24 protein-coding genes and 1 riboswitch are annotated in these 21,719 nt (G+C 60.5%); of the genes, 18 read left to right on the top strand and 6 right to left on the bottom strand.

Annotated features, from left to right (window positions below):
* Positions 1 to 43: 43 nt before the first annotated feature.
* From EXW71_RS07520 to purM, 4 genes are all read right to left on the bottom strand, one after another.
* Positions 44 to 232, bottom strand: a complete 189-nt coding sequence (locus tag EXW71_RS07520; RefSeq protein WP_134656925.1) for a hypothetical protein — start codon at positions 230 to 232, stop codon at positions 44 to 46.
* 263 nt (positions 233 to 495) lie between these two features.
* Positions 496 to 1,209: a DUF3108 domain-containing protein gene (locus tag EXW71_RS07515; protein ID WP_123715533.1), complete on the bottom strand. Its 714-nt coding sequence runs from the start codon at positions 1,207 to 1,209 to the stop codon at positions 496 to 498.
* An 8-nt stretch (positions 1,210 to 1,217) separates the two neighbouring features.
* Positions 1,218 to 1,868, bottom strand: coding sequence for a phosphoribosylglycinamide formyltransferase (gene purN / locus EXW71_RS07510; RefSeq protein ID WP_134656924.1), 651 nt, complete (start codon positions 1,866 to 1,868; stop codon positions 1,218 to 1,220).
* Positions 1,868 to 2,926, bottom strand: a complete 1,059-nt coding sequence (gene purM / locus EXW71_RS07505; protein ID WP_123715535.1) for a phosphoribosylformylglycinamidine cyclo-ligase — start codon at positions 2,924 to 2,926, stop codon at positions 1,868 to 1,870. The genes purN and purM overlap by 1 nt, the downstream gene beginning before the upstream one ends.
* Before the next feature lie 355 nt (positions 2,927 to 3,281).
* On the opposite strand from purM, the gene EXW71_RS07500 reads away from it, so the two are divergent.
* The 18 genes from EXW71_RS07500 (at position 3,282) to EXW71_RS07415 (ending at position 19,507) form a co-directional block, all read left to right on the top strand.
* Positions 3,282 to 4,322: a DUF2066 domain-containing protein gene (locus EXW71_RS07500; RefSeq protein WP_134656923.1), complete on the top strand. Its 1,041-nt coding sequence runs from the start codon at positions 3,282 to 3,284 to the stop codon at positions 4,320 to 4,322.
* Positions 4,323 to 4,377: 55 nt separating this feature from the next.
* On the top strand, positions 4,378 to 5,451 hold the full coding sequence (locus EXW71_RS07495; RefSeq protein WP_123715602.1) for an AI-2E family transporter: 1,074 nt from the start codon (positions 4,378 to 4,380) through the stop codon (positions 5,449 to 5,451).
* A 205-nt stretch (positions 5,452 to 5,656) separates the two neighbouring features.
* The gene (hda, locus tag EXW71_RS07490; protein WP_058422138.1) at positions 5,657 to 6,361 is read left to right on the top strand and encodes a DnaA regulatory inactivator Hda; all 705 of its coding nucleotides are present in this window, start codon (positions 5,657 to 5,659) and stop codon (positions 6,359 to 6,361) included.
* A 213-nt stretch (positions 6,362 to 6,574) separates the two neighbouring features.
* Complete coding sequence (locus EXW71_RS07485) at positions 6,575 to 7,204, top strand: C40 family peptidase (protein WP_123715537.1); 630 nt, start codon at positions 6,575 to 6,577, stop codon at positions 7,202 to 7,204.
* 145 nt (positions 7,205 to 7,349) lie between these two features.
* Complete coding sequence (locus tag EXW71_RS07480) at positions 7,350 to 7,886, top strand: C40 family peptidase (protein ID WP_134656922.1); 537 nt, start codon at positions 7,350 to 7,352, stop codon at positions 7,884 to 7,886.
* 97 nt (positions 7,887 to 7,983) lie between these two features.
* A riboswitch (cobalamin riboswitch) is annotated at positions 7,984 to 8,232 on the top strand.
* 77 nt (positions 8,233 to 8,309) lie between these two features.
* Entirely contained in the window at positions 8,310 to 8,921 is a 612-nt protein-coding gene (gene cobO, locus EXW71_RS07475; protein ID WP_123715538.1) for a cob(I)yrinic acid a,c-diamide adenosyltransferase, read from the top strand.
* Complete coding sequence (locus EXW71_RS07470; protein WP_123715539.1) at positions 8,918 to 10,237, top strand: cobyrinate a,c-diamide synthase; 1,320 nt, start codon at positions 8,918 to 8,920, stop codon at positions 10,235 to 10,237. Before cobO ends, EXW71_RS07470 begins: the two co-directional genes overlap by 4 nt.
* Positions 10,234 to 10,884, top strand: coding sequence for a 5,6-dimethylbenzimidazole synthase (gene bluB, locus EXW71_RS07465; RefSeq protein ID WP_123715540.1), 651 nt, complete (start codon positions 10,234 to 10,236; stop codon positions 10,882 to 10,884). Before EXW71_RS07470 ends, bluB begins: the two co-directional genes overlap by 4 nt.
* The gene (gene cbiB / locus EXW71_RS07460; RefSeq protein WP_134656921.1) at positions 10,881 to 11,789 is read left to right on the top strand and encodes an adenosylcobinamide-phosphate synthase CbiB; all 909 of its coding nucleotides are present in this window, start codon (positions 10,881 to 10,883) and stop codon (positions 11,787 to 11,789) included. Before bluB ends, cbiB begins: the two co-directional genes overlap by 4 nt.
* Positions 11,782 to 12,771: a threonine-phosphate decarboxylase CobD gene (gene cobD, locus EXW71_RS07455; RefSeq protein WP_134656920.1), complete on the top strand. Its 990-nt coding sequence runs from the start codon at positions 11,782 to 11,784 to the stop codon at positions 12,769 to 12,771. Before cbiB ends, cobD begins: the two co-directional genes overlap by 8 nt.
* Complete coding sequence (locus EXW71_RS07450) at positions 12,768 to 14,234, top strand: cobyric acid synthase (protein ID WP_134656919.1); 1,467 nt, start codon at positions 12,768 to 12,770, stop codon at positions 14,232 to 14,234. The genes cobD and EXW71_RS07450 overlap by 4 nt, the downstream gene beginning before the upstream one ends.
* Positions 14,222 to 14,743, top strand: a complete 522-nt coding sequence (cobU, locus tag EXW71_RS07445) for a bifunctional adenosylcobinamide kinase/adenosylcobinamide-phosphate guanylyltransferase (RefSeq protein WP_134656918.1) — start codon at positions 14,222 to 14,224, stop codon at positions 14,741 to 14,743. The genes EXW71_RS07450 and cobU overlap by 13 nt, the downstream gene beginning before the upstream one ends.
* Complete coding sequence (gene cobT, locus EXW71_RS07440; protein WP_134656917.1) at positions 14,740 to 15,795, top strand: nicotinate-nucleotide--dimethylbenzimidazole phosphoribosyltransferase; 1,056 nt, start codon at positions 14,740 to 14,742, stop codon at positions 15,793 to 15,795. Before cobU ends, cobT begins: the two co-directional genes overlap by 4 nt.
* A complete protein-coding gene (gene cobC / locus EXW71_RS07435) occupies positions 15,792 to 16,367 on the top strand; it encodes an alpha-ribazole phosphatase family protein (protein ID WP_134656916.1) in 576 nt (191 codons plus the stop codon). Before cobT ends, cobC begins: the two co-directional genes overlap by 4 nt.
* A 2-nt stretch (positions 16,368 to 16,369) precedes the next feature.
* Positions 16,370 to 17,098, top strand: a complete 729-nt coding sequence (locus tag EXW71_RS07430) for an adenosylcobinamide-GDP ribazoletransferase (RefSeq protein WP_134656915.1) — start codon at positions 16,370 to 16,372, stop codon at positions 17,096 to 17,098.
* A gap of 42 nt (positions 17,099 to 17,140) precedes the next feature.
* Positions 17,141 to 17,545, top strand: coding sequence for a MarR family winged helix-turn-helix transcriptional regulator (locus EXW71_RS07425; RefSeq protein ID WP_134656914.1), 405 nt, complete (start codon positions 17,141 to 17,143; stop codon positions 17,543 to 17,545).
* 54 nt (positions 17,546 to 17,599) lie between these two features.
* A complete protein-coding gene (locus EXW71_RS07420; protein ID WP_134656913.1) occupies positions 17,600 to 18,808 on the top strand; it encodes an MFS transporter in 1,209 nt (402 codons plus the stop codon).
* Positions 18,809 to 18,958: 150 nt separating this feature from the next.
* Complete coding sequence (locus EXW71_RS07415; protein WP_123715550.1) at positions 18,959 to 19,507, top strand: glutathione peroxidase; 549 nt, start codon at positions 18,959 to 18,961, stop codon at positions 19,505 to 19,507.
* 64 nt (positions 19,508 to 19,571) lie between these two features.
* Here the strand turns inward: EXW71_RS07415 and EXW71_RS07410 are convergent, their stop codons facing one another.
* A complete protein-coding gene (locus EXW71_RS07410; protein ID WP_134656912.1) occupies positions 19,572 to 20,873 on the bottom strand; it encodes an OmpP1/FadL family transporter in 1,302 nt (433 codons plus the stop codon).
* Positions 20,874 to 21,019: 146 nt separating this feature from the next.
* Positions 21,020 to 21,502, bottom strand: a complete 483-nt coding sequence (locus EXW71_RS07405) for a hypothetical protein (protein WP_123715552.1) — start codon at positions 21,500 to 21,502, stop codon at positions 21,020 to 21,022.
* Positions 21,503 to 21,719 lie beyond the last annotated feature (217 nt).

Below are 21,719 nucleotides of genomic sequence, written 5' to 3'. Positions count from 1 at the left end.
GACCTCAGCTGCGTGGGCTGTGGCCTACTGAAATTTCAGTGTTTCAGGAGCTTTGTGCCTGGCGTTTCATTTCGAGAGTTTCGAGCTCGTTTTTATAATTGTTGGCGTCGCTCTCGTTGTGAAACATACCGACCAATATGTCTTGCTGATGTACATCCCAGATGTGAATCCCGTGAGCTACCGCTTCGTGGGACATATGTTCGTCGTCGCGTTCAGTTACTTTTACAGTCATCTGCTTGCTCCAATCTGGTTGATCTGCGGCAAGTCGTCGCAGGCCTCTTTTATATGTTTTGTTAGCTTGCTAAGTAAACCGATTTTGCAAGCAACAATTCATTGCAGGAAATGCAACAATCCTGCAGCCCGCGTAAATAGCGACATCGCGCCGCCGGTGCGGGAGTTTTATGACAGAAGTTTCATGTTTGCATCAGACCATTTGCCGATCGACAGGCGAAAAAAAGCCCCGCATTTCGCGAGGCTCTTCGACTCATCGGTCGGTCAGCTGCCTTTGACGGCCTTGCCGTCAACGGTGCCGTCCAACAGCATGATGTTGTATTCCTTGCCGTCGGTTTCCACCTGGCGCAGGGCAACCAGGATGCCGCCCCAGTCCTTGGCAAACCACATCTGGGTGATACGTTTGGTCTGCGACGGATCGCGCACACGCTCGACCTTGATCGCATCAATGGAGCCGGCCTTGGTCTGGACTTTTTCCGGGCCAATCACGCGGAAGTCGTAGGTGTCGGTGTCGGTACCTTCAACCACTCGGTAGCTCATGCTCTTTTTGCCGGCAGCCACATCGCGCTGCAGGGCCAACTGATAGGTCGACTTGTCGAGCATGCCGCTTTCGAGGGTGACGTTGACCGGGTCTTTGTTTTCGAAGCCGGTGACCTTGTTGGTCGAGTGGTCGAAGTCCAGGTTGATCTTCTTCGCCTTGCCCAGGCCACCGCGTTCGAACGTGTAGCTCTTGGGTTGCAGAGCATCCTTGTCAAAATTGATCACGCTGGTTTCGGTGAGGCTGGCGATGAGCATGGAGGCCTTGAAGTTCAAGGTCCAGGTGCCGTCGCCGTTGTGGGTCAGGCTGCGTTCAGCCGAGCCACTCATGGGCAACTGTTTCCAGTCGGCGGTGTAGCTGGCGGAGAAAGGGTGTAAATCTGCTGCTTGCACAGCTGGCAAGGCAAACAGCGCAAAAGCGAAGAGCAAGGCGCGACGCATAAAATCTCCTAGGTTCGAATCAAGTGGCCGCTGGCCGCGAGTAACTGGCCGTCCAATAATGCACCCTGCGCACCAAGAATCAACCGACCCTCGGCAAACCAGCGAACTGCCAGCGGGTAAATCCTGTGTTCCTGGGTGTGAACCCGTTGCGCAAGCGTCTGCACTGAGTCAGCAGACTCTACCGGAACCACTGCCTGTACGACCAGCGGTCCGCCATCGAGTTCCTCGGTAACGAAGTGCACGCTGCAGCCATGCTCGGTGTCACCGGCATCGAGCGCGCGCTGATGGGTGTGCATGCCTTTGTACTTGGGCAGCAGGGAAGGGTGGATATTGAGCAGGCGTCCTTCATAGTGGCGCACGAAGCCAGTGCTGAGAATGCGCATGAAGCCGGCCAGGACCACGAGTTTGGGGTTGAAGGCGTCGATAAGTTCGATCAAGGCGCTGTCGAAGGCTTCGCGGCCTTCGAAAGCCTTGTGATCCAGGGAACGGGTTTCGATGCCCGCGTCCCTGGCGCGTTGCAGGCCGTAGGCGTCGCTGCGGTTGGAAATCACCGCAGCGATGCGCACCGGACTGTCGCCGGTGCGCGTGCTGTCGATCAGAGCCTGCAAGTTACTGCCGGTGCCGGAAAGCAGCACCACGACATCACAGGTCTGAGACATCAATGAGCCTTGAGGTTCTTCAGTTCAACCTGAGCCGCACCTTCCGGGGCAGTTGCGATCTGGCCGATGACCCAAGGCTGCTCGCCGGCTTCGCGCAGTACGTTCAGCGCAGTTTCAACGTGTTCCTGAGCCACGCAGATCACCATGCCGACGCCACAGTTGAGCACGCGGTGCATCTCGGTTTCGTCGACGTTGCCTTTCTCCTGCAACCAGTCGAATACCGCAGGACGCTGCCAGCTGGCCACGTCGACGATTGCCTGGGCGCCTTTTGGCAGAACGCGCGGGATGTTGTCCAGCAGGCCGCCGCCGGTGATGTGCGCCATGGCTTTGACCGCGCCCGTGTCCTTGATCAGTTTGAGCAGTGGCTTGACGTAGATGCGGGTCGGGGCCATCAGCAGATCGGTCAGCGGCTTGCCGTCGAGCTGGGTGTTTTCGATGTCGGCGCCGGACACTTCGATGATCTTGCGGATCAGCGAGTAGCCGTTGGAGTGCGGACCGGACGATGGCAGGGCGAGCAGCGCGTCGCCTGCAGCAACCTTGGAGCCGTCGATGATGTCGGCTTTCTCTACGACGCCAACACAGAAGCCGGCCAGGTCGTAGTCTTCGCCTTCGTACATGCCTGGCATTTCAGCGGTTTCGCCGCCGACCAGGGAGCAACCCGACAGTTCGCAGCCGGCACCGATACCGGTGACCACTTGGGCGGCGGTGTCCACGTTCAGCTTGCCGGTGGCGTAGTAGTCCAGGAAGAACAGCGGCTCTGCGCCACACACCACCAGGTCGTTGACGCACATGGCAACCAGATCGATGCCGATGCTGTCGTGCTTGTTCAGGTTCAGTGCCAGGCGCAGCTTGGTGCCCACGCCGTCGGTGCCGGACACCAGCACAGGCTGTTTGTAGCCGGCCGGGATTTCGCAGAGGGCACCAAAACCGCCCAGGCCGCCCATGACTTCAGGGCGCGCAGTGCGCTTGGCGACGCTCTTGATGCGTTCGACCAATGCTTCACCGGCGTCGATGTCTACACCGGCGTCCTTGTAGCTCAGGGAGGGTTGCTTGCTCATGATCCAGGCCTTTAGGGGGGATTCAGGGGTAACGACCGAGCGGGCAGGGGCTTTTGGTAAAAGGCCCAGCCATTGACGGTCTGCGAAGGCGCGCGATTTTATCAGGCTTGAAGGGCAGCGGCCATCCTCGGGCCGACGGGCAGGGCCATAAAGGTTAAAAAACGCGGCTGAAAATTGCTGATTGCCTCTGTCATGGCGTGTATTAAGGTATAGCCTTTAACCCGCTATCGTTATGACAGTACGAAAACTTGCCGGGCTCCTGTGAATGTTTTGTCGGTCGGTGTGGTCACAGCCTTGCCAAGCCGAGTTCAGGCGGCCTGTTCTACCCGTTAAATTTGTCGTTCGGGAATCTTCCATGCGTTTGTGTAAATTCTTTTTTGCAGGTTGTTTGTCGTTGGTCAGCCTGGCGAGTCATGCCGAAACCCTCAATGGCCTCTATCAAGTACTTGAACCCGTCAGCAGTCAGTCGCCCCAAGAGCGCGATCAGGCGACTCAGCGCGCCGTGCAGACCCTGGTGATCCGCCTGACCGGTGATGCCAAGGCTGCCGATGGGCCGGGCCTGTCGGCAATTCGCAAAGACCCGCAGCAGATCATTACCCAGTACGGCTACGACGCCGGCCCGCCGGAAAGCCTGCAGGTGGACTTCGACCCGGTGAGCACCGATCGCGCGTTGCGTCAGGCGGGCCTGGCAATCTGGGGTAGCAACCGACCGTCGATTCTTGGCTGGTGGCTCAACGATTCCACTGACGGCAGCAGCCTGGTCGGCGATGGCCAGGCCGTTGCCCAGGCCTTGCGCCGGGCCGCGCAACACCGTGGCTTGCCATTGCGCTTGCCGCTGGGCGACCTGGATGAACAGGTGGTCGCCACGGCGCCTAATCTTGAAAGCGCGGACGCCACGCCGCTGCGCGCAGCCTCTGAACGTTACGGCGCCGACGCATTGCTGGCGGTGCACGCCCGGCAGGAGGGTAATCAGTGGCAGGCCAAATGGCGCCTGTGGCTGGGCGACAACAGTGAGCAGGGCACCGTCCAGGGTTCTGATACGGGCGCGGTGGCCGATGCCGTGATGTTGGCCATCAGTCAAAAGCTGGCGCCACGTTTTGCCGTCAAGCCTGGTGTCAGTACCGAGCAGTTGCTGGAAGTGCAGGGTATGAACCTGCAGCGCTACGCTGCCTTGGGCCATCTTCTGGAGCCCTTTGGTGGCCAGCCGTTGCTCGTGGATGGCAGTCGTATTGTGTATCGGGTCAATGGCAGTGCCGACCAGTTGCGTACTCAGTTGACCCTGGCGAAGTTGCAGGAAACGCCGCCCGGTGAAGTGCCGGCCCAGCAGCCGGTAGCAACTGGTGCACAAGCGCCCGTGGCCCCAGAGCCGCAGGCACAGTTACGTTTTCATTGGTAAATGATCTTCCTTCTTCTATATAGAGGGAGGAAGCCAATAACAGATGGAGTGGTTTATGGCGGATACGCGTCGTTGGGTGTGGCTTGGCGGGATTGTCCTGCTGTGCGTTTTTGTATTCTTGCTGCATTCGATCCTGACGCCGTTCCTGGTCGCGTTGCTGCTCGCTTATCTGTTCGATCCCGTGGTGGATCGCCTGGAGAAAGTCGGCATGTCACGCACTTGGGGTGTGGTGACGGTGTTTGTCTTGTTTACCTTGATCATCACCACATTGGTGTTGGTGCTGGTGCCGATGCTGGCCAAGCAGTTGTTTCGCTTGTATGAGCTGGCGCCCCAAATGCTCGACTGGCTGCAGCACACGGCGATGCCTTGGGCCCAGGCCAAGCTGGGGCTGGCGGATGGCTTCTGGAAGTTCGACAAGGTCAAGGCGGCAATCAGTGAACACATGGGGCAGACCACCGATATCGTCGGTGCAGTCCTCAGCCAGGCCACAGCCTCCAGCCTGGCGCTGATCGGTTGGCTGACCAACCTGGTGCTGATCCCGGTGGTGGCGTTTTACTTGCTGCGTGACTGGGACATCATGATGGCCAAGATCCGCAGCCTGCTGCCGCGTGACCGTGAGGAGCGCATTGTGTCCCTGGCGCATGAGTGCCATGAAGTGCTCGGTGCGTTCGTGCGAGGCCAGTTGTTGGTGATGCTGGCGCTCGGGATCATCTATGCCGCCGGTTTGATGGCGATTGGTCTGGAGCTTGGCCTGTTGATCGGCTTGATCGCCGGGTTGGCAGCTATCGTCCCGTACATGGGCTTTGTGATCGGTATCGGCGCGGCGTTGGTGGCGGGGTTGTTCCAGTTTGGCGGCGACCTGTACCCGATGCTGGGGATTGTCGCCGTGTTCATGGTAGGCCAGGCTCTGGAGGGCATGGTGTTGACCCCGTTGCTGGTGGGCGACCGGATTGGCCTGCACCCGGTGGCGGTCATCTTTGCGATCCTGGCGGGCGGTGAGTTGTTCGGCTTCACCGGTATCCTGCTGGCGTTGCCGGTGGCGGCGGTGATCATGGTGCTGGTGCGCCATGTGCACGATCTGTACAAGGATTCCGATGTGTACACGGGGGTTGAAGATCCTGATCTGTAACCTCTGCGTAAACAAACCCGGCCTCAGCCGGGTTTGTTTTTTCTGGGGGCGGTGTGTCAAACAATTTGCGCAAATCGCCTTGGGTTAACGCAAACCTTTGATTTTGCTTGTGGTCTGCTGCATTGTGCGCGTGGCGTCACGGGTATAAACTTTGCAAACTTTACACAGAGGCCACTAACGGTTCGTTTGGAGCCGTTCAGTCAGCATGAAACCGATTCAGCTGCCCCTAGGTGTGCGTCTGCGTGATGACGCCACCTTTATCAACTACTACCCAGGCGCCAATGCCGCTGCACTCGGCTATGTCGAGCGGCTTTGCGAAGCCGACGCCGGGTGGACGGAAAGCCTGATCTATCTGTGGGGCAAGCACGGCGTGGGGCGTACTCACCTGTTGCAGGCCGCGTGTTTGCGTTTCGAGCAGATGGGGGAGCCGGCGGTTTACCTGCCGTTGGCTGAGTTGATGGACCGCGGTATCGGGATCTTCGACCATCTTGAGCAGTACGAACTGGTGTGCCTGGATGATCTGCAAGCGATCGCCGGCAAGGCGGAGTGGGAAGAAGCGCTGTTTCACCTGTTCAACCGCTTGCGCGACAGTGGTCGGCGCTTGTTGATTGCCGCCTCTACGTCGCCGCGTGAACTGCCGGTGAAGCTGGCCGACCTTAAATCACGCCTGACCCTGGCACTGATCTTCCAGATGCGCCCGTTGTCCGACGAGGACAAGCTGCGTGCCCTGCAACTGCGTGCATCCCGTCGCGGCCTGCACCTCACCGACGAAGTCGGGCACTTTATCCTCACCCGTGGCACCCGCAGCATGAGCGCGTTGTTCGATTTGCTCGAACAGCTCGATCAGGCCTCTTTGCAAGCCCAGCGCAAGCTGACTATCCCCTTCCTCAAGGAAACCCTCGGCTGGTAGCCAGCCCAGTCATTTCAGGGCTTTCGGCATATTTCAGGCGCCAGAAAACCTGCGTTTGGGCCGGTTTTGCCACGCAAAAGGCGGGTACAGGGTGTTAAGGGCTTAGATGTCGGGGTCAAAACGATAAGTCACATAGATCGCGATTGAATTTGCAAATCGATGTGATAGAAGGCATAGTCTCGACTTCTTTACATATCAGCCACGGTCGTGCCCATGCTAAATCGCTTCGCACCCCTCGTGCCTCTCGCACTTGTTACCCTGTTGTTTGGTTGCGCCTCCCACCCTCAACAAGTGGCTGAGCAGCACAAGACCCAACAGCAGTCCCAGGCAAAATTCGTCGCTTCCCAGTCTTCAACTGTCTATGAAGAGGAAGTGGCAACCGAGAAAGAACTGGCCAATTTCGACGGCAACAAGCCTTATCAGCTTCCAGTTCTGGCCGACAGCATTCTTGAACGCGGCATGTCCCTGATCGGTACCCGTTACCGTTTCGGCGGTACCTCTGAAGCCGGTTTCGACTGCAGCGGCTTTATCGGCTACCTGTTTCGTGAAGAGGCTGGCATGAACCTGCCACGCTCGACGCGCGAAATGATCAACGTGAATGCACCGTTGGTCGCACGCAACAACCTCAAGCCGGGTGATCTGCTTTTCTTCAGTACGGCGGGTCGTGGTCGTGTCAGTCACGCCGGTATCTACTTGGGCGATAACCAGTTTATTCACTCCAGCAGCCGCCGCAGTGGCGGTGTCCGCGTCGACAGCCTGGGTGATAGCTACTGGAGCAAAACCTTCATCGAAGCCAAGCGCGCCCTTGCCATGGCCCCGACTACGGTTACCGCTAGCAAGTAAAGTTAAAGTGATACTTGAAGTTTGACGTGTAAGCGCTAGAATCCCTGGATATTGTTGGAATCCGTTCGCGCAAGCTTTGCTTGCGCGTTCTGGTTTTCAGCGTTCGGCAGCGAAAAGCCGCATCCAGACCAGGATTGTTCTGCCCATGTCGACCTCAGCCCGCCTCATTCTGCTTGTTTGTGCCGCGCTCCTCAGTGCCTGCGCAAGCCGCCCACCACCCGCTCCAGTGGCCGTCAAGCCCAAGCCGGTGTTCAATTACTCCACGCAGAGTTTCTCGCCTGCTGCCGAAGATGTGCTCTTCCGTGCGCTGGGCCTGGTTGGCACGCCTTATCGTTGGGGTGGCAACACGCCGGATTCCGGGTTCGATTGCAGTGGCCTGATCGGTTTTGTCTACCGTGATGCGGCGGGCATCTCGTTGCCACGCACGACCCGTGAATTGATCGTGATGCGGGCCCAGAACGTCAGTGAGGAAAACCTGCAAACCGGTGACCTGCTGTTTTTCGCCACGGGTGGTGGTTCGCAGGTCAGCCACGCTGGGATCTACGTAGGTGAGGGCCGCTTTGTGCACGCACCGCAGACTGGCGGCACGGTAAAACTGGATACGTTGTCCAAGGCGTATTGGCAAAATGCTTATTTGACTGCCAAGCGCGTGCTGCCAGCAAACCTGGCTCGCAATCCATAAAACACAACCCAAAGCTGCAACAAGCGGGTGCAATGCCCGCTTGCAGCTTTGGGTTGTCTGGCCAGCTTTAATTGACGCTCCACCCCCAACCCACTAACCTTCGCGGCTTGTTCCAGGTGCTCTGTGACCCGTGGGTCGACAGAGTGAAACAGGGAAGCCGGTGAGTGAGCGCACTTGTACACAGTGCTGCCGCGATTCCGGCGCTGCCCCCGCAACGGTAAATGAGTCAAGACGCTGCCTTTTGCCACTGTATCGCCGTGCGATATGGGAAGGCGCAACGTCGGCCTGTTCTTTTGTAGAGCGCCACTCATGAGCCCGGAGACCGGCCTGAAGCATCCAACAGCATCACGGTGGGCGATGCTTGGCTGTCTGTTTTTTTCTTTTCTGCCCGCCGTTTTTGTTCAGCCCCAACGGAGAGCTGCCATGACTGATTCCCCTGATCGCGACGAGCGCCACCTGGCGCGCATGCTGCGCAAAAAAGCCGTGATCGATGAGCGCATTGCCAATTCCCCCAACGAATGCGGATTGCTGCTGGTACTGACCGGCAACGGCAAAGGCAAGAGCAGTTCGGCGTTCGGCATGCTCGCTCGCGCCATGGGCCATGGCATGCAATGCGGCGTGGTGCAGTTCATTAAGGGGCGTAACAGCACCGGCGAAGAATTGTTCTTCCGCCGCTTCCCCGAGCAAGTGCGTTTCCATGTGATGGGCGAAGGCTTTACCTGGGAAACCCAGGACCGTCAGCGCGACATCGCCGCTGCCGAGGCTGCCTGGGCGGTTTCCCGAGCACTGTTGCAAGACCCGACTATTGGCTTGGTGGTGCTGGATGAGTTGAACATCGCCCTCAAGCACGGCTACCTCGACCTGGATCAGGTATTGAGCGACCTGCAAGCCCGCCCGCCGATGCAGCATGTGGTGGTCACGGGGCGTGGCGCCAAGCCCGAACTGATCGAAATGGGTGACACCGTGACCGAAATGGGCATGCTCAAGCACGCGTTCCAGGCCGGTATCAAGGCACAGAAGGGCGTCGAGCTTTGAATCAGCCCCGTCATTGCCCGGCCGTATTGATCGCTGCACCGGCGTCCGGCCAGGGCAAAACCACCGTCACCGCCGCGCTCGCCCGTTTGCACCGCAACCTGGGGCGCAAGGTGCGCGTGTTCAAATGCGGGCCGGACTTTCTCGATCCGATGATCCACGAGCGTGCCAGCGGTGCGCCGGTGTATCAATTGGACATGTGGATGGTCGGCGAGCAGGAAAGCCGTCGCTTGCTGTGGGAAGCAGCGGGGGAGGCCGATCTGATCCTGATCGAAGGCGTGATGGGCCTGTTCGACGGCACCCCATCCAGCGCCGACCTGGCCCGACACTTCGGCGTGCCAGTCCTTGGGGTGATCGACGGCACCGCGATGGCCCAGACCTTCGGCGCGCTGGCCCTGGGCCTGGCGCGCTATCAGCCGGACTTGCCGTTCGCCGGCGTGCTGGCCAACCGCGTTGGCACGCTGCGCCATGCGCAACTGCTCGAAGGGAGCCTCACTGAAGGCCTGCGCTGGTACGGCGCACTGTCCCGGGAAACCGGGATCGAACTGCCAAGCCGTCACTTGGGCCTGGTTCAGGCCAGTGAGTTGAATGACCTCGACGTACGCCTGGATGCCGCCGCCCAAGCCCTGGGCAGCAGTTGCGAGGTGGCTTTGCCGCCGCCGGTGACCTTTGCCGCCCCTGAGGTGGTCAAGGCCGAGCCGTTGCTTGCTGGCGTGCGTATTGCCGTGGCCCGCGACGAAGCGTTCGCCTTCACCTACGGTGCCAGCCTTGACGTGTTGCGGGCGATGGGCGCCGAACTACGCTTCTTTTCGCCGATTCACGATCGCCAATTGCCTGAGGCCGACAGCCTCTACCTGCCTGGCGGTTATCCGGAACTGCACCACCAGGCGCTGTCGGAAAATACACCGATGCTCGACGCCATCCGCGCCCATCACGCCGCCGGCAAACCCTTGCTCGCCGAATGCGGCGGCATGCTCTACCTGCTTGACTCGCTCACTGACGTCGAGGGTGCGCGGGCGGAGCTGGTCGGCCTGCTGCAGGGGGACGCGGTGATGCAAAAGAAACTGGCGGCTCTGGCCCTGCAAAGTGTCGAGTTGCCGGAAGGGGTATTGCGCGGTCACACCTATCACCATTCCCTGACCAGCACTGAGTGGCAACCGATCGCCCGCGGCTTGAGCCCCAACGGCGGGCGCGGTGCCGAAGCCGTTTATCGGCAAGGGCGGATGACCGCTTCCTACGTACACTTTTACTTTCCGTCCAACCCCCAAGCCGTTGCCGCGCTGTTTGCGCCCGATGTCGAGGTCGCAACAACACCATGAGTGACAACGCTTTCCCCCAGGCCGATCGTGACGCGGTGTACCGCGCTATCGCCGAGCGCCGCGACATGCGTCACTTCAGCGGCGGCACGGTTGCCCCTGAGCTGTTGCACCGTTTACTCCAGGCCGCGCACCAGGCGCCCAGTGTCGGCTTGATGCAACCCTGGCGGTTTATCCGTATCAGCGACCGCTCACTGCGTGGGCAGATTCAACAGCTGGTGGAGGAGGAGCGCGTGCGCACCGCCGAAGCCTTGGGTGAGCGCTCCGACGACTTCATGAAGCTCAAGGTCGAAGGTATCCACGACTGTGCCGAAGTCTTGGTGGCGGCGTTGATGGACGACCGCGAGCGCCATATTTTTGGGCGTCGCACCTTGCCGGAAATGGACATGGCGTCGTTGTCCTGCGCGATCCAGAATCTGTGGCTGGCAGCCCGCGCCGAAGGGCTGGGCATGGGCTGGGTCTCGCTGTTCGAGCCCCAGGCCCTCGCCGACCTGCTGGGTCTGCCGTCCGGGGCGAAACCCTTGGCGGTGCTGTGCCTGGGACCGGTGGCCGAGTTCTATCCGGCGCCGATGTTGCAGCTCGAAGGCTGGACCGAACCACGGCCGCTGAGTGACATGTTGTATGAGAATGTGTGGGGAGTGAGTCAATGAGTGTGGCCTTGCTGTGTGTCGCCGCAGTGGCGCTGGATGCGTTACTGGGTGAGCCCAGGCGTTGGCATCCGCTGGTGGCGTTCGGCAATTTCGCCGGGCGTATCGAGCAGCGTTTCAATACCGGTGGTCGCGGCTGGCGCAGCCATGGCGTGACTGCGTGGTGTATCGCAGTGGTGCCGCTGACCGTGTTGGCCACAGCGTTGTCCTGGGCGCCTTACGTGGGTTGGGTCCTGGAAATTCTGGCGCTGTACTGCGCGCTCGGCATGCGCAGCCTTGGCGAGCACGTGATTCCGGTAGCCCAGGCGTTGCGCAGTGATGACCTGGAACACGCGCGTCAACGTGTGAGTTACCTGGTGAGCCGTCAGACCAGTGAACTGGACCACACCGAAGTCGCCCGCGCCGCCACTGAATCGGTGCTGGAGAACGGCAGCGATGCGGTGTTCGCCGCGCTGTTCTGGTTCGTGGTGGCCGGCGTGCCGGGCGTGGTGCTCTACCGTTTGAGCAATACCCTGGATGCCATGTGGGGCTATCGCAACGAACGCTTCGAGCGCTTCGGCTGGGCGGCGGCCAAGATCGACGATGTACTCAACTATATTCCTGCACGCCTGGTAGCGTTGACTTACGCCGTGCTCGGCAAAACCCGCCTGGCGCTCAAATGCTGGCGCACCCAGGGCCCAACCTGGGACAGCCCCAACGCAGGGCCCGTGATGGCGGCCGGCGCGGGCGCACTGGGTGTTAAGCTGGGCGGCGCAGCGATCTATCACGGTGAACTGCACCAGCGTCCGCCATTGGGTGAGGGCCCGGCGGCCGACGCCGATTCCATCGAGCGTGGCTGGCAACTGGTGCAGCGCGGCGTATGGTTGTGGCTGCTGATTCTCTGCGCGGGGGCGCAATTCTATGCTTGAGCACGGTGGCCGGCTGCGTAAGGCAGTGATTCAGTACGGGATTGCCGAAGCCGATTGGCTCGACCTGTCCAGTGGCCTGGCGCCCTGGCCATGGCCGATCCCGGATATCCCGATGCGCGCCTGGGCGCGTTTGCCGGAAACCGATGATGGCCTGGAAGCGGCGGCCAGTGAGTACTACGGCACCCCTCATGTACTGCCGGTGCCGGGTTCCCAGGCGGCGATCCAATTGCTGCCGCGGCTGCGTCGCACGGGCAAGGTCGGCGTGCTGTCGCCGTGCTACGCCGAACACGCCGAAGCCTGGCGTCGCGCGGGTTATGTGGTGCGTGAAGTGCAGGAGCAGGAAGTCGACTTTTTCCTGGATGGCCTCGACGTACTGGTGGTGGTCAATCCGAACAATCCCACCGGCTTGAGCCTGCCTGCGCAGCGCCTGCTGGATTGGCACTCACGCCTGGCTCAACGTGGCGGTTGGCTGGTGGTGGACGAAGCCTTCATGGACGTCACTCCGCACCTGAGCCTGGCGGGCCAGTCCCATCAGATCGGCCTGATTGTGTTGCGCTCGTTCGGCAAGTTCTTTGGCCTGGCCGGTGTGCGCCTGGGCTTTGTGCTGGCCGAGCGCAAGTTGCTCAAGTTGTTGGCCGAACAGCTCGGCCCCTGGACGGTCAGCGGGCCGACACGGGTGCTGGGCCAAGTGTGCCTGCGTGATAGTGCCGGGCACGCGCGCCAGCGCCAGCGTTGCCTCGATGCCGGCCAACGTTTGTATGAGCTGCTTGACCGTCATGGTTTTCAACCCCACGGCGGTTGCGCGCTGTTCCAGTGGTTGATCACGCCGCACGCCGAACGCATGCATGCGTTCATGGCTCAACGCGGCATCCTGCTGCGCCTGTTTGTCCACGACAGCAGCCTGCGTTTCGGCTTGCCCGACACTCAAGCGGACTGGCTGCGGCTTGATGAGGCTCTCGCGGCCTACAAGGAAGCTTCATGAGTACGCTGATGGTACAAGGCACCACCTCCGACGCCGGTAAAAGTACCCTGGTGACTGCGCTGTGCCGGTGGCTGGTACGCCAGGGTGTGGCGGTCGCGCCATTCAAGCCCCAGAACATGGCGCTCAACAGCGCGGTCACCGCCGAAGGTGGCGAGATCGGTCGCGCCCAGGCCGTACAGGCCCAGGCCGCCCGCCTGGCGCCGCACACGGACATGAACCCGGTGCTGCTCAAACCCAATAGCGACACCGGGTCCCAGGTGATCATCCATGGCCGCGCCGTGACCAGCATGAATGCAGTGGCCTATCACGACTACAAAGCCATCGCGATGCAAGCGGTGCTGGCCTCTCATGCGCGGTTGACCGCCGCCTACCCCGTGGTGATGGTAGAAGGCGCCGGCTCCCCGGCGGAAATCAACCTGCGTGCGAATGACATCGCCAACATGGGCTTTGCCGAAGCGGTGGATTGCCCGGTGCTGTTGATCGCCGACATCAACCGTGGCGGTGTATTCGCTCATCTGGTCGGCACCCTGGAACTGCTGTCGCCCTCGGAGCAGGCACGGGTCAAGGGTTTCGTGATCAACCGTTTTCGCGGCGATATCGCATTGTTGCAGCCAGGGCTGGATTGGCTGGAAGCACGCACCGGCAAGCCGGTAGTGGGCGTGCTGCCCTACGTGATGGACCTGCACCTGGAAGCCGAGGATGGCATTGACTCGCGCCAGATCGACAAGGCGGCCCAGGTGCTCAAGGTGGTGGTGCCGGTATTGCCGCGCATCAGCAACCATACGGATTTCGACCCACTGCGCCTGCATCCTCAGGTGGACTTGCAGTTTGTCGGCCCGGGCCAGCCAATCCCGGCTGCCGACCTGATTATCCTGCCGGGGTCCAAAAGTGTGCGCGGCGACCTGGCGTATCTACGCGCCAATGGCTGGGACACTGCCGTGGCCCGGCATTTGCGCTACGGCGGCAAGGTGCTGGGTATTTGCGGCGGCCTGCAGATGCTCGGCGAGCAGGTACATGACCCACTCGGTCTGGAAGGGCCGGCCGGGTCCAGCGAGGGTTTGGGGTTGCTGGCGTTCAGCACGACGCTGGAGGCAGAAAAGCAACTGCGCAACGTACGTGGACGCTTGTCGTTGGAGGATGCCGAGGTCAGTGGCTATGAAATTCATGCGGGGGTGACGTCCGGCGATGCGCTGTCGAAAGCGGCTGTGCTGCTGGACGATGGCCGTCGTGATGGCGCCCAAAGCGCGGACGGGCAGATTCTCGGCACTTATCTGCATGGCTTGTTCGAGACTCCGGCCGCGTGCAGTGCGTTGCTGCGCTGGGCCGGTCTGGTCGATGTGCAAGAGGTGGATTACCACGCCCTGCGCGAGCGCGATATCGAGCGCCTGGCGGACCTGGTGGAGCAGCATCTGGATAGCGATTTATTGCGCACTTTGTGTGGAGTGGCGCCATGCACCAACTGATCATCGGCGGTGCCCGCTCCGGCAAGAGCCGCCTTGCTGAAAAGCTTGCCACCGACAGCCTGCTGCCGGTCATCTATATCGCCACCAGCCAGCCGCTGGACGGCGAAATGAGTGAGCGCGTCGCCCAGCATCGCCAGCGGCGGCCCGATCATTGGGGCTTGATCGAGGAGCCTGTCGAGCTGGCGCGGGTATTGCGCGAAAACGCCGCGCCCGGGCGTTGCCTGTTGGTGGATTGCCTGACGTTGTGGCTCACCAACCTGTTGATGCTCGAAGATGCCGAACGCCTGGTGCATGAACGCGAACAGCTGCTGCAAACCCTGGCGTCTCTGCCGGGGGAAATCATTTTTGTCAGCAACGAGACCGGTCTGGGTGTCGTGCCGCTGGGCGAATTGACTCGCCGCTATGTGGATGAAGCCGGTTGGCTGCATCAAGCCTTGGCCGAGCGGTGTCAGCGTGTTGTCCTGACGGTCGCCGGCTTGCCCCTGACTTTGAAAGGTACTGCGTTATGACTGACACCTGGTGGCTCAACCCCTGCAAGGCCGTCGACGCCTCTGCGCATGAACAATCGCTGGCACGCCAGCAGCAACTGACCAAGCCGGCCGGTTCCCTCGGTCAATTGGAGGCTGTGGCGGTGCAGTTGGCCGGCCTGCAAGGTCAGCTCAAACCCTCGGTGGATCACGTGTGGATCACCATCTTCGCCGGTGACCATGGGGTGGTCGCCGAAGGCGTGTCGGCCTTCCCCCAGGAAGTGACTGGGCAGATGTTGCACAACTTCGTCACCGGCGGCGCGGCAATCAGCGTGCTGGCGCGGCAATTGGATGCGCAACTGGAAGTGGTTGACCTCGGCACCGTGACGCCATCGCTGAACTTGCCGGGCGTGCGCCACCTGAATATTGGTGCGGGCACGGCCAATTTCGTCAGCGGCCCGGCGATGACCGACGCGCAAGGGCGCCTGGCCCTGCAGGCAGGCCGCGACAGCGCACGCCGAGCCGTGCAAAGCGGCGCACAGCTGTTTATCGGTGGCGAGATGGGCATCGGCAACACCACCGCCGCCAGCGCATTGGCGTGCGCGTTGCTAGATTGCCGGGTGAGTGACCTGACAGGCCCGGGCACCGGCCTGAATGCCCAGGGTGTCAGCCACAAGGTCGCCGTCATCGAGCGTGCGCTCCTGTTGCATGCCGATCAGCGCGACGATGCGTTGCACACCTTGTTCAATCTCGGCGGTTTTGAAGTTGCGGCATTGGTCGGCGCCTATCTGGCTTGTGCCCAGGAGGGCGTGGCGGTGCTGGTGGATGGTTTTATCTGCACGGTGGCCGCGTTGGTCGCCACCCGCCTGAACCCGACGTGCCGTGAGTGGCTGGTGTTCGGTCATGGGGGAGCGGAGCCGGGCCATCGGCATGTGCTGCAAAGCCTGGATGCGCAGCCGTTGCTGGCACTTGGTCTGCGCCTGGGCGAAGGCAGCGGTGCAGCGCTGGCAGTGCCGTTGTTGCGCCTGGCCTGCGCGCTGCATGGGCAGATGGCGACCTTTGCCGAAGCCGTCGTGGCAGACCGCCCCGCATGACCTTGCACCTGGACCTGCTGCGTCACGGCGAAACCGAATTGGGCGGTGGCCTGCGCGGTAGCCTGGATGATGCATTGACCGCCAAGGGCTGGGCGCAGATGCGCGCCGCCGTGGTGGAGCGGGGCCCGTGGGATCGGTTAGTCAGCTCGCCGCTGCAACGCTGCGCATTGTTCGCCAATGAGTTGGGCGCACGGCTGAACCTGCCGGTGAGTCTGGAAAAGGATCTGCAGGAACTGCACTTTGGCGCCTGGGAAGGGCAGAGCGCGGCGGCGTTGATGGAAACCGATGCAGAAGGGCTGGGGCTGTTCTGGGCCAACCCCTACGGCTTCACACCGCCTGAGGGTGAGCCGGTCAGCGAGTTTTCCAAGCGTGTGCTCAATGCTGTCTCACGCCTGCATCAGGCGTATGCCGGTGAACGCGTATTGCTGATCAGTCACGGCGGCGTGATGCGCCTGTTGTTGGCGCAGGCGCGCGGTTTGCCTCGGGAGCAGTTGCTGAATATCGAAGTCGGTCACGGCGCGTTATTCAACCTGCAGGTGACGGCCGATGGCTTGTTGAAGGAAGGGGGCTGACGATGCTGCCGTTCTGGATCGCCCTGCAATTTCTCAGCAGCCTGCCGATTCGTTTGCCAGGCATGCCGCAGCCACAGGAGCTGGGGCGTTCGCTGTTGTTTTATCCGTTGGTGGGCTTGCTCTTCGGTCTGCTGTTATGGGGCCTGAATATCGCACTGATGGGCGCGCCACTGTTATTGCACGCGGCGCTTTTGCTGACGGCCTGGGTGCTGCTCAGTGGCGGTTTGCACCTGGACGGCCTGGCCGACAGCGCGGATGCCTGGCTCGGTGGCTTCGGCGACCGCGAGCGCACGCTGACCATCATGAAGGACCCGCGCAGCGGCCCGATTGCCGTGGTGACCCTGGGCCTGGTGTTGCTGCTCAAGTTCACCGCGTTGGTGGCCTTGATTGAGCAGCGCAACGGTGTGGCGCTGATCCTCGCGCCGTTGATCGGGCGGGCTTCGATGCTGGCGCTGTTCCTCACCACACGTTATGTGCGTGCAGGCGGGCTGGGGCAGGCGCTGTCGGATCATTTACCACGAATCGTCGGCCAGCAGGTGCTGATCCTGAGCGGATTGGCCTGCATCCTGATTGGCGGCTTCAGCGGCGGTGTGGCGGTTTTAATTGCGGCACTGTGCTTTTTCGGCGTTCGCCAACTGATGATCAATCGGCTGGGCGGCACCACTGGCGACACCGCCGGGGCATTGCTGGAGCTACTGGAAGTTGCCGTTCTGATCGGTCTGGCGCTGTAACACTTTCTTGCATTTCGTTAATCCCGGGTATATACACGCTCTATGCTGACCTCCCAGTGTTTATGCATCAACCTGCGACGTGCCGCCCGTGGCGTCAGCAGGCATTACGACGGCGCTCTCGACGGCTTCGGGATCAATGTCGCCCAGTATTCTTTGCTGTGTAACCTGCAACGTCTCGACCAACCGAGCATTTCCAGCCTGGCCGAGGCGATGGGGCTGGATCGCAGCACCTTGGGGCGCAATCTCCGTGTGCTGGAAGGCGAGGGCCTGGTGCAGTTGGTCGAGGGCGACGACCTGCGCAACCGCCTGGTGATGTTGACTGCGGCGGGCGAAGAGCGACTGGCCGCGGCGTTACCGGCCTGGGAGGCTGCGCAGCAGAAACTGATTGATCGACTGGGTGCTGAAAAACGCGAAACCTTGTTGGCCTTGCTGGATGAGCTCGCCTGAAGGCGGGTTTGTTCGAATACAAGCGGGTATATACCCGCGAGCGGAGAATAACAAATGAGCTCGATGTGGCGCACCAGTGGTTGGGTTCTATTAGGGAGTGCGCTGATCCTGGCGTTGTCCTTGGGCGTACGCCATGGCTTCGGCCTGTTCCTGGCGCCGATGAGCGCCGAATTCGGCTGGGGGCGTGAGACGTTTGCCTTCGCTATAGCCCTGCAAAACCTGATCTGGGGTATTGCGCAACCGTTTACCGGTGCCTTGGCCGACCGTTTTGGTGCGACGAAGGCCGTATTTGTCGGCGGGGTATTATACGCCGCCGGCCTGGTATTGATGGGCATGTCCGATTCGGCGTGGTCTTTGTCCCTGAGTGCGGGGTTGCTGATTGGTATCGGGCTGTCGGGCACCTCGTTCTCGGTGATTCTTGGTGTGGTGGGGCGCGCCGTGCCCCCGGAAAAACGCAGCATGGCCATGGGGGTTGCGAGCGCCGCAGGTTCCTTTGGCCAATTCGCCATGGTGCCGGGCACCTTGGGCTTGATCGGCTGGCTGGGCTGGTCGGCCGCGTTGCTTGCCTTGGGCATGATGGTGGCGTTGATCCTGCCGCTGGTCGCGATGCTCAAGGACAAGCCGCTGCCGCCCATGGCCGGCCAGCAAACGATGCGTGAAGCATTGCGGGAAGCCTGCTCACACTCCGGGTTCTGGTTGCTGGCCTTCGGCTTCTTTGTGTGTGGATTCCAGGTGGTGTTTATCGGCGTGCACCTGCCGGCGTATCTGGTGGATCAGCACTTGCCGGCGACCGTAGGCACCACGGTGCTGGCGCTGATTGGCCTGTTCAACGTGTTTGGCACCTACACTGCCGGTTGGCTCGGTGGGCGCATGTCCAAGCCGCGCCTGCTCACCGCTTTGTACTTGCTGCGTGCGGTGGTTATCGTGCTGTTCCTGTGGGCGCCGGTTACCCAGGTCACGGCATACCTGTTTGGCATGGCCATGGGCTTCCTGTGGTTGTCGACCGTACCGCTGACCAACGGCACGGTCGCGACGCTATTTGGTGTGCGAAATCTCTCGATGCTCGGCGGAATTGTGTTCCTGTTTCATCAGCTCGGTTCGTTCCTCGGTGGCTGGTTGGGCGGTGTGGTCTATGATCGAACCGGTAACTACGATTTGATCTGGCAGGTGGCTATCCTGTTGAGCCTGCTCGCTGCAGCCCTGAACTGGCCGGTCCGTGAGCGGCCGGTGGCGCGGCTGGAGGCGCAAATGGAGGCAGCATGAGTGTAACTGCGCGGTTTTTCGCAGTGGCGGCAGGCATGCTTCTGCTGCTGTTAGCTTGGTGGGGCTGGCAGAACGGCGGTTTGGCGTTGATGCAGTTGGGCATGGCGATCTGTTAAGTTCGGTGTCTGAACTGACTCAAGGACCTTCTACATGTTGACGCGTTGGCTCGCTATACCTGTTCTGATGGCTGTTGGTAGTGTGGCCATGGCCGCCGATTGCCCTGCGTTGCTTGAGGGGCAATTGCCCAAGTTGCGGGCCAAGGAGTCCATCGACTTGTGCCAGCGATTTGCCGGCAAACCGCTGGTGATCGTCAACACCGCCAGCTTCTGTGGGTTCGCACCGCAATTCAAAGGGCTCGAAGCCTTGTACCAACGCTACAAAGGTCAAGGGCTGGAAGTGATCGGCGTACCTTCCGACGACTTCAAGCAGGAAGCCAAGACCGGCGAAGAGACTGCCAAGGTCTGCTACGTGAACTACGGCGTGACCTTCACCATGACCGAACCGCAGAAAGTCAAAGGCCCGGATGCGGTGCACCTGTTCAAGATCCTGGCGCAACAGACCAGCGCGCCGAAGTGGAATTTCTATAAGTACGTGGTCGACCGACAGGGCAAGGTGATCGGCAACTTTTCCAGTTTGACCAAGCCGGACAGCCCGGATCTGATCAAGGCGGTTGAGCAGGCGCTGGCATCTAAACCCTGATCTTTGGCCATGAAAAAGCCCCGCCTCCTTTGCAGGAGAGCGGGGCTTTTTGTATAGCGATGAATCAGAACTTGTACGTTACACCCAGGCCGAAGCCGTTGGCGCTGTTTTCGTACTTGGCCGCATAGGACTGGCCCAGCGCGTTCTGTTTGTTCACCTTGATCGGCTCTTCCTTGAGGTAGGAGTAAGCCAGATCGACGGTCATGTTATCCATTACCGCGTAGCCCAGACCGACACTGAAAATGGTCCGGTCGCCAGTAGGAATACGTGGCGAGCGGTCAGTGTTGTTGGTCGGCGACTGGTCGAAGGTCAGACCGGTACGCAGCACCACCTGTTTGGTGACCTGATACGAAGTACCGATGGCGTAGGCCCAAGTGTCGTGCCAGTTTTGTGGCTCTTGGATCTGACCGAGGATCGAAGGTGCAAGCGCACCACCCGCGTTTGTCACGCCTTCGTTCTTGACGGTAATGTCTTTGAGGCGACTCCAGCGCGTCCACGTCGCACCACCGTAAACCTTCCAGGCGTCGCTCAGGTCTTGAGTGACCGAGGCGTCCCAGGATTCAGGGGTGTCAACTTTCAGCGAGGCGTCGTAGCGGCCTTCACCTAGGTAGCGAGGAGAAACTCCAGTGCCCGGAGTGACTTCGGTGTGACCTTCGAGCTTGTATTTCACTCTCGAATGGTAAGTCAGGCCAACACGTGTGGTATCAGTGGCTTGCACCAGGATACCGGCGTTGAAGCCCAAGGCAGTGTCATCGCCTTTGACTTTGACTCTGTTGTCACCAGTACCGGCGAGACCTGGAAGCGGCAGGAGGCCCAGGTTTGGCTGCGACTCAAGCGTGCCGGAGATGCGGTTAATGGTTGGACCGAAACCGATCGAAACCTTGTCGTTGAAAGCGTAGCTGACAGTAGGCTGGAAGGTGAGGACTTGTACTTCGCTCTTGCTACCAAAAGGTGCACCCTGGAAGCCGCGTTCGTAGTCGGTTTTCAAGCCGAACGGTGCATAAACCCCAAAGCCGACTGCCCACTGGTCGTTGAGTTTATTGGTGTAGAAACCAAAAGGCACGGCAGTGAACGGCACCATGTCGCCATTGTTGCTGCCGCGTGAGCGACCGCTGGCATCTTTGATGTCAGTCGATGCATCGATAGCGGCAACACCACCAGTGATTTGCTGACCTTCCAGGCGAGCCATACCGGCAGGGTTACCGTAGACAGTGCTTGCGTTATCCGCAGAAGAAGAGCGGCCTGCGAAACCCGTACCCATCCCGGCTACATCTTGCTCGTTCAGGGCAAAGCCGCTTGCGAACAGTTGGGAAGATGCCATGGTTACGGCGAGGCTAAGTGTGGTCTTGAGCATTACTTTTTTCATTATTAGAACTCCGTGGTGATCACCGCTGCGGAAAGTAGCAATAAATTTGAGTTAGCGCTATAGGCCGTAAGCCGGGAGATAGAGCGGTTTTGTAGGACAATCCGACCAAAATCAGCGTTTTTAGCCGAATCTTGCAAAACACCCGATCAACAAGGGACCTGATTCATAGGTAAAACACAGGTTTGCCACGCGTGGGTGAAATCCCGTAACCGGCCTTGGGGGTGAAATATTTCTTTCCAGATACGCGCCATGGCCAATACATCACCTGCCGGGGGGAGGGCAGGGCTGTGCTGTTCGACGAGTAACCAGGCGATTGCCGTGGCGTACCGCAAGTTCACCGTCAACTCCAGCTGGGGCGCACTGAAGAATGCATGTTGGCTGGCCAGCCCGCGCACGAGGCTGGCACGTTCGGGGTCGAGTGCCAGGTAGTCGTCCCAGAGGGCGCGGTGGCGAGGTTCGGTGATGCTGTATAAGCCGTGGCCACGCCGATCATGCAGGGCTGAACCCAGTTCCGACTGGCTGGCGGCAATGCCCAGCAGCAGGGATTCAGCTGTCGGGTCATGGCGGCCCAGGTACATCAACGTCGGTCGGATCACATAACGACACAATTCGCTGGCGGCGATACCCATACAAGCCTCGATCCATGAAAGTGGATGACGAGGCCTGAGAGGGCAGGGCTTGGCAGCGGTGGTTCGGATCTCAGGCCCGTCGAAAGCGGATCATGCCGCTTGAGTTGAAGTGTAGTGTCATATTTGCGATGTAAAGGTCTGTTTTTAAAATATTTCCTTCATTTAGTTATAACGTTTATATCTATTTGAACTTAAGACAAAAGCTCAATTGGCGAAT

Source organism: Pseudomonas sp. BCA17, from assembly GCF_004519405.1.
Taxonomy (GTDB): Bacteria; Pseudomonadota; Gammaproteobacteria; order Pseudomonadales; family Pseudomonadaceae; genus Aquipseudomonas.
This window is presented reverse-complemented; position numbering and strand designations above follow the sequence as displayed.

Coding starts and splice junctions, on each gene's coding strand:
- EXW71_RS07520 (WP_134656925.1), bottom strand. CDS start 232: ATGACTGTAAAAGTAACTGAACGCGACGACGAACATATGTCCCACGAA.
- EXW71_RS07515 (WP_123715533.1), bottom strand. CDS start 1,209: ATGCGTCGCGCCTTGCTCTTCGCTTTTGCGCTGTTTGCCTTGCCAGCT.
- purN (WP_134656924.1), bottom strand. CDS start 1,868: ATGTCTCAGACCTGTGATGTCGTGGTGCTGCTTTCCGGCACCGGCAGT.
- purM (WP_123715535.1), bottom strand. CDS start 2,926: ATGAGCAAGCAACCCTCCCTGAGCTACAAGGACGCCGGTGTAGACATC.
- EXW71_RS07500 (WP_134656923.1), top strand. CDS start 3,282: ATGCGTTTGTGTAAATTCTTTTTTGCAGGTTGTTTGTCGTTGGTCAGC.
- EXW71_RS07495 (WP_123715602.1), top strand. CDS start 4,378: ATGGCGGATACGCGTCGTTGGGTGTGGCTTGGCGGGATTGTCCTGCTG.
- hda (WP_058422138.1), top strand. CDS start 5,657: ATGAAACCGATTCAGCTGCCCCTAGGTGTGCGTCTGCGTGATGACGCC.
- EXW71_RS07485 (WP_123715537.1), top strand. CDS start 6,575: ATGCTAAATCGCTTCGCACCCCTCGTGCCTCTCGCACTTGTTACCCTG.
- EXW71_RS07480 (WP_134656922.1), top strand. CDS start 7,350: ATGTCGACCTCAGCCCGCCTCATTCTGCTTGTTTGTGCCGCGCTCCTC.
- cobO (WP_123715538.1), top strand. CDS start 8,310: ATGACTGATTCCCCTGATCGCGACGAGCGCCACCTGGCGCGCATGCTG.
- bluB (WP_123715540.1), top strand. CDS start 10,234: ATGAGTGACAACGCTTTCCCCCAGGCCGATCGTGACGCGGTGTACCGC.
- cbiB (WP_134656921.1), top strand. CDS start 10,881: ATGAGTGTGGCCTTGCTGTGTGTCGCCGCAGTGGCGCTGGATGCGTTA.
- cobD (WP_134656920.1), top strand. CDS start 11,782: ATGCTTGAGCACGGTGGCCGGCTGCGTAAGGCAGTGATTCAGTACGGG.
- EXW71_RS07450 (WP_134656919.1), top strand. CDS start 12,768: ATGAGTACGCTGATGGTACAAGGCACCACCTCCGACGCCGGTAAAAGT.
- cobU (WP_134656918.1), top strand. CDS start 14,222: ATGCACCAACTGATCATCGGCGGTGCCCGCTCCGGCAAGAGCCGCCTT.
- cobT (WP_134656917.1), top strand. CDS start 14,740: ATGACTGACACCTGGTGGCTCAACCCCTGCAAGGCCGTCGACGCCTCT.
- cobC (WP_134656916.1), top strand. CDS start 15,792: ATGACCTTGCACCTGGACCTGCTGCGTCACGGCGAAACCGAATTGGGC.
- EXW71_RS07430 (WP_134656915.1), top strand. CDS start 16,370: ATGCTGCCGTTCTGGATCGCCCTGCAATTTCTCAGCAGCCTGCCGATT.
- EXW71_RS07425 (WP_134656914.1), top strand. CDS start 17,141: ATGCTGACCTCCCAGTGTTTATGCATCAACCTGCGACGTGCCGCCCGT.
- EXW71_RS07420 (WP_134656913.1), top strand. CDS start 17,600: ATGAGCTCGATGTGGCGCACCAGTGGTTGGGTTCTATTAGGGAGTGCG.
- EXW71_RS07415 (WP_123715550.1), top strand. CDS start 18,959: ATGTTGACGCGTTGGCTCGCTATACCTGTTCTGATGGCTGTTGGTAGT.
- EXW71_RS07410 (WP_134656912.1), bottom strand. CDS start 20,873: ATGAAAAAAGTAATGCTCAAGACCACACTTAGCCTCGCCGTAACCATG.
- EXW71_RS07405 (WP_123715552.1), bottom strand. CDS start 21,502: ATGGGTATCGCCGCCAGCGAATTGTGTCGTTATGTGATCCGACCGACG.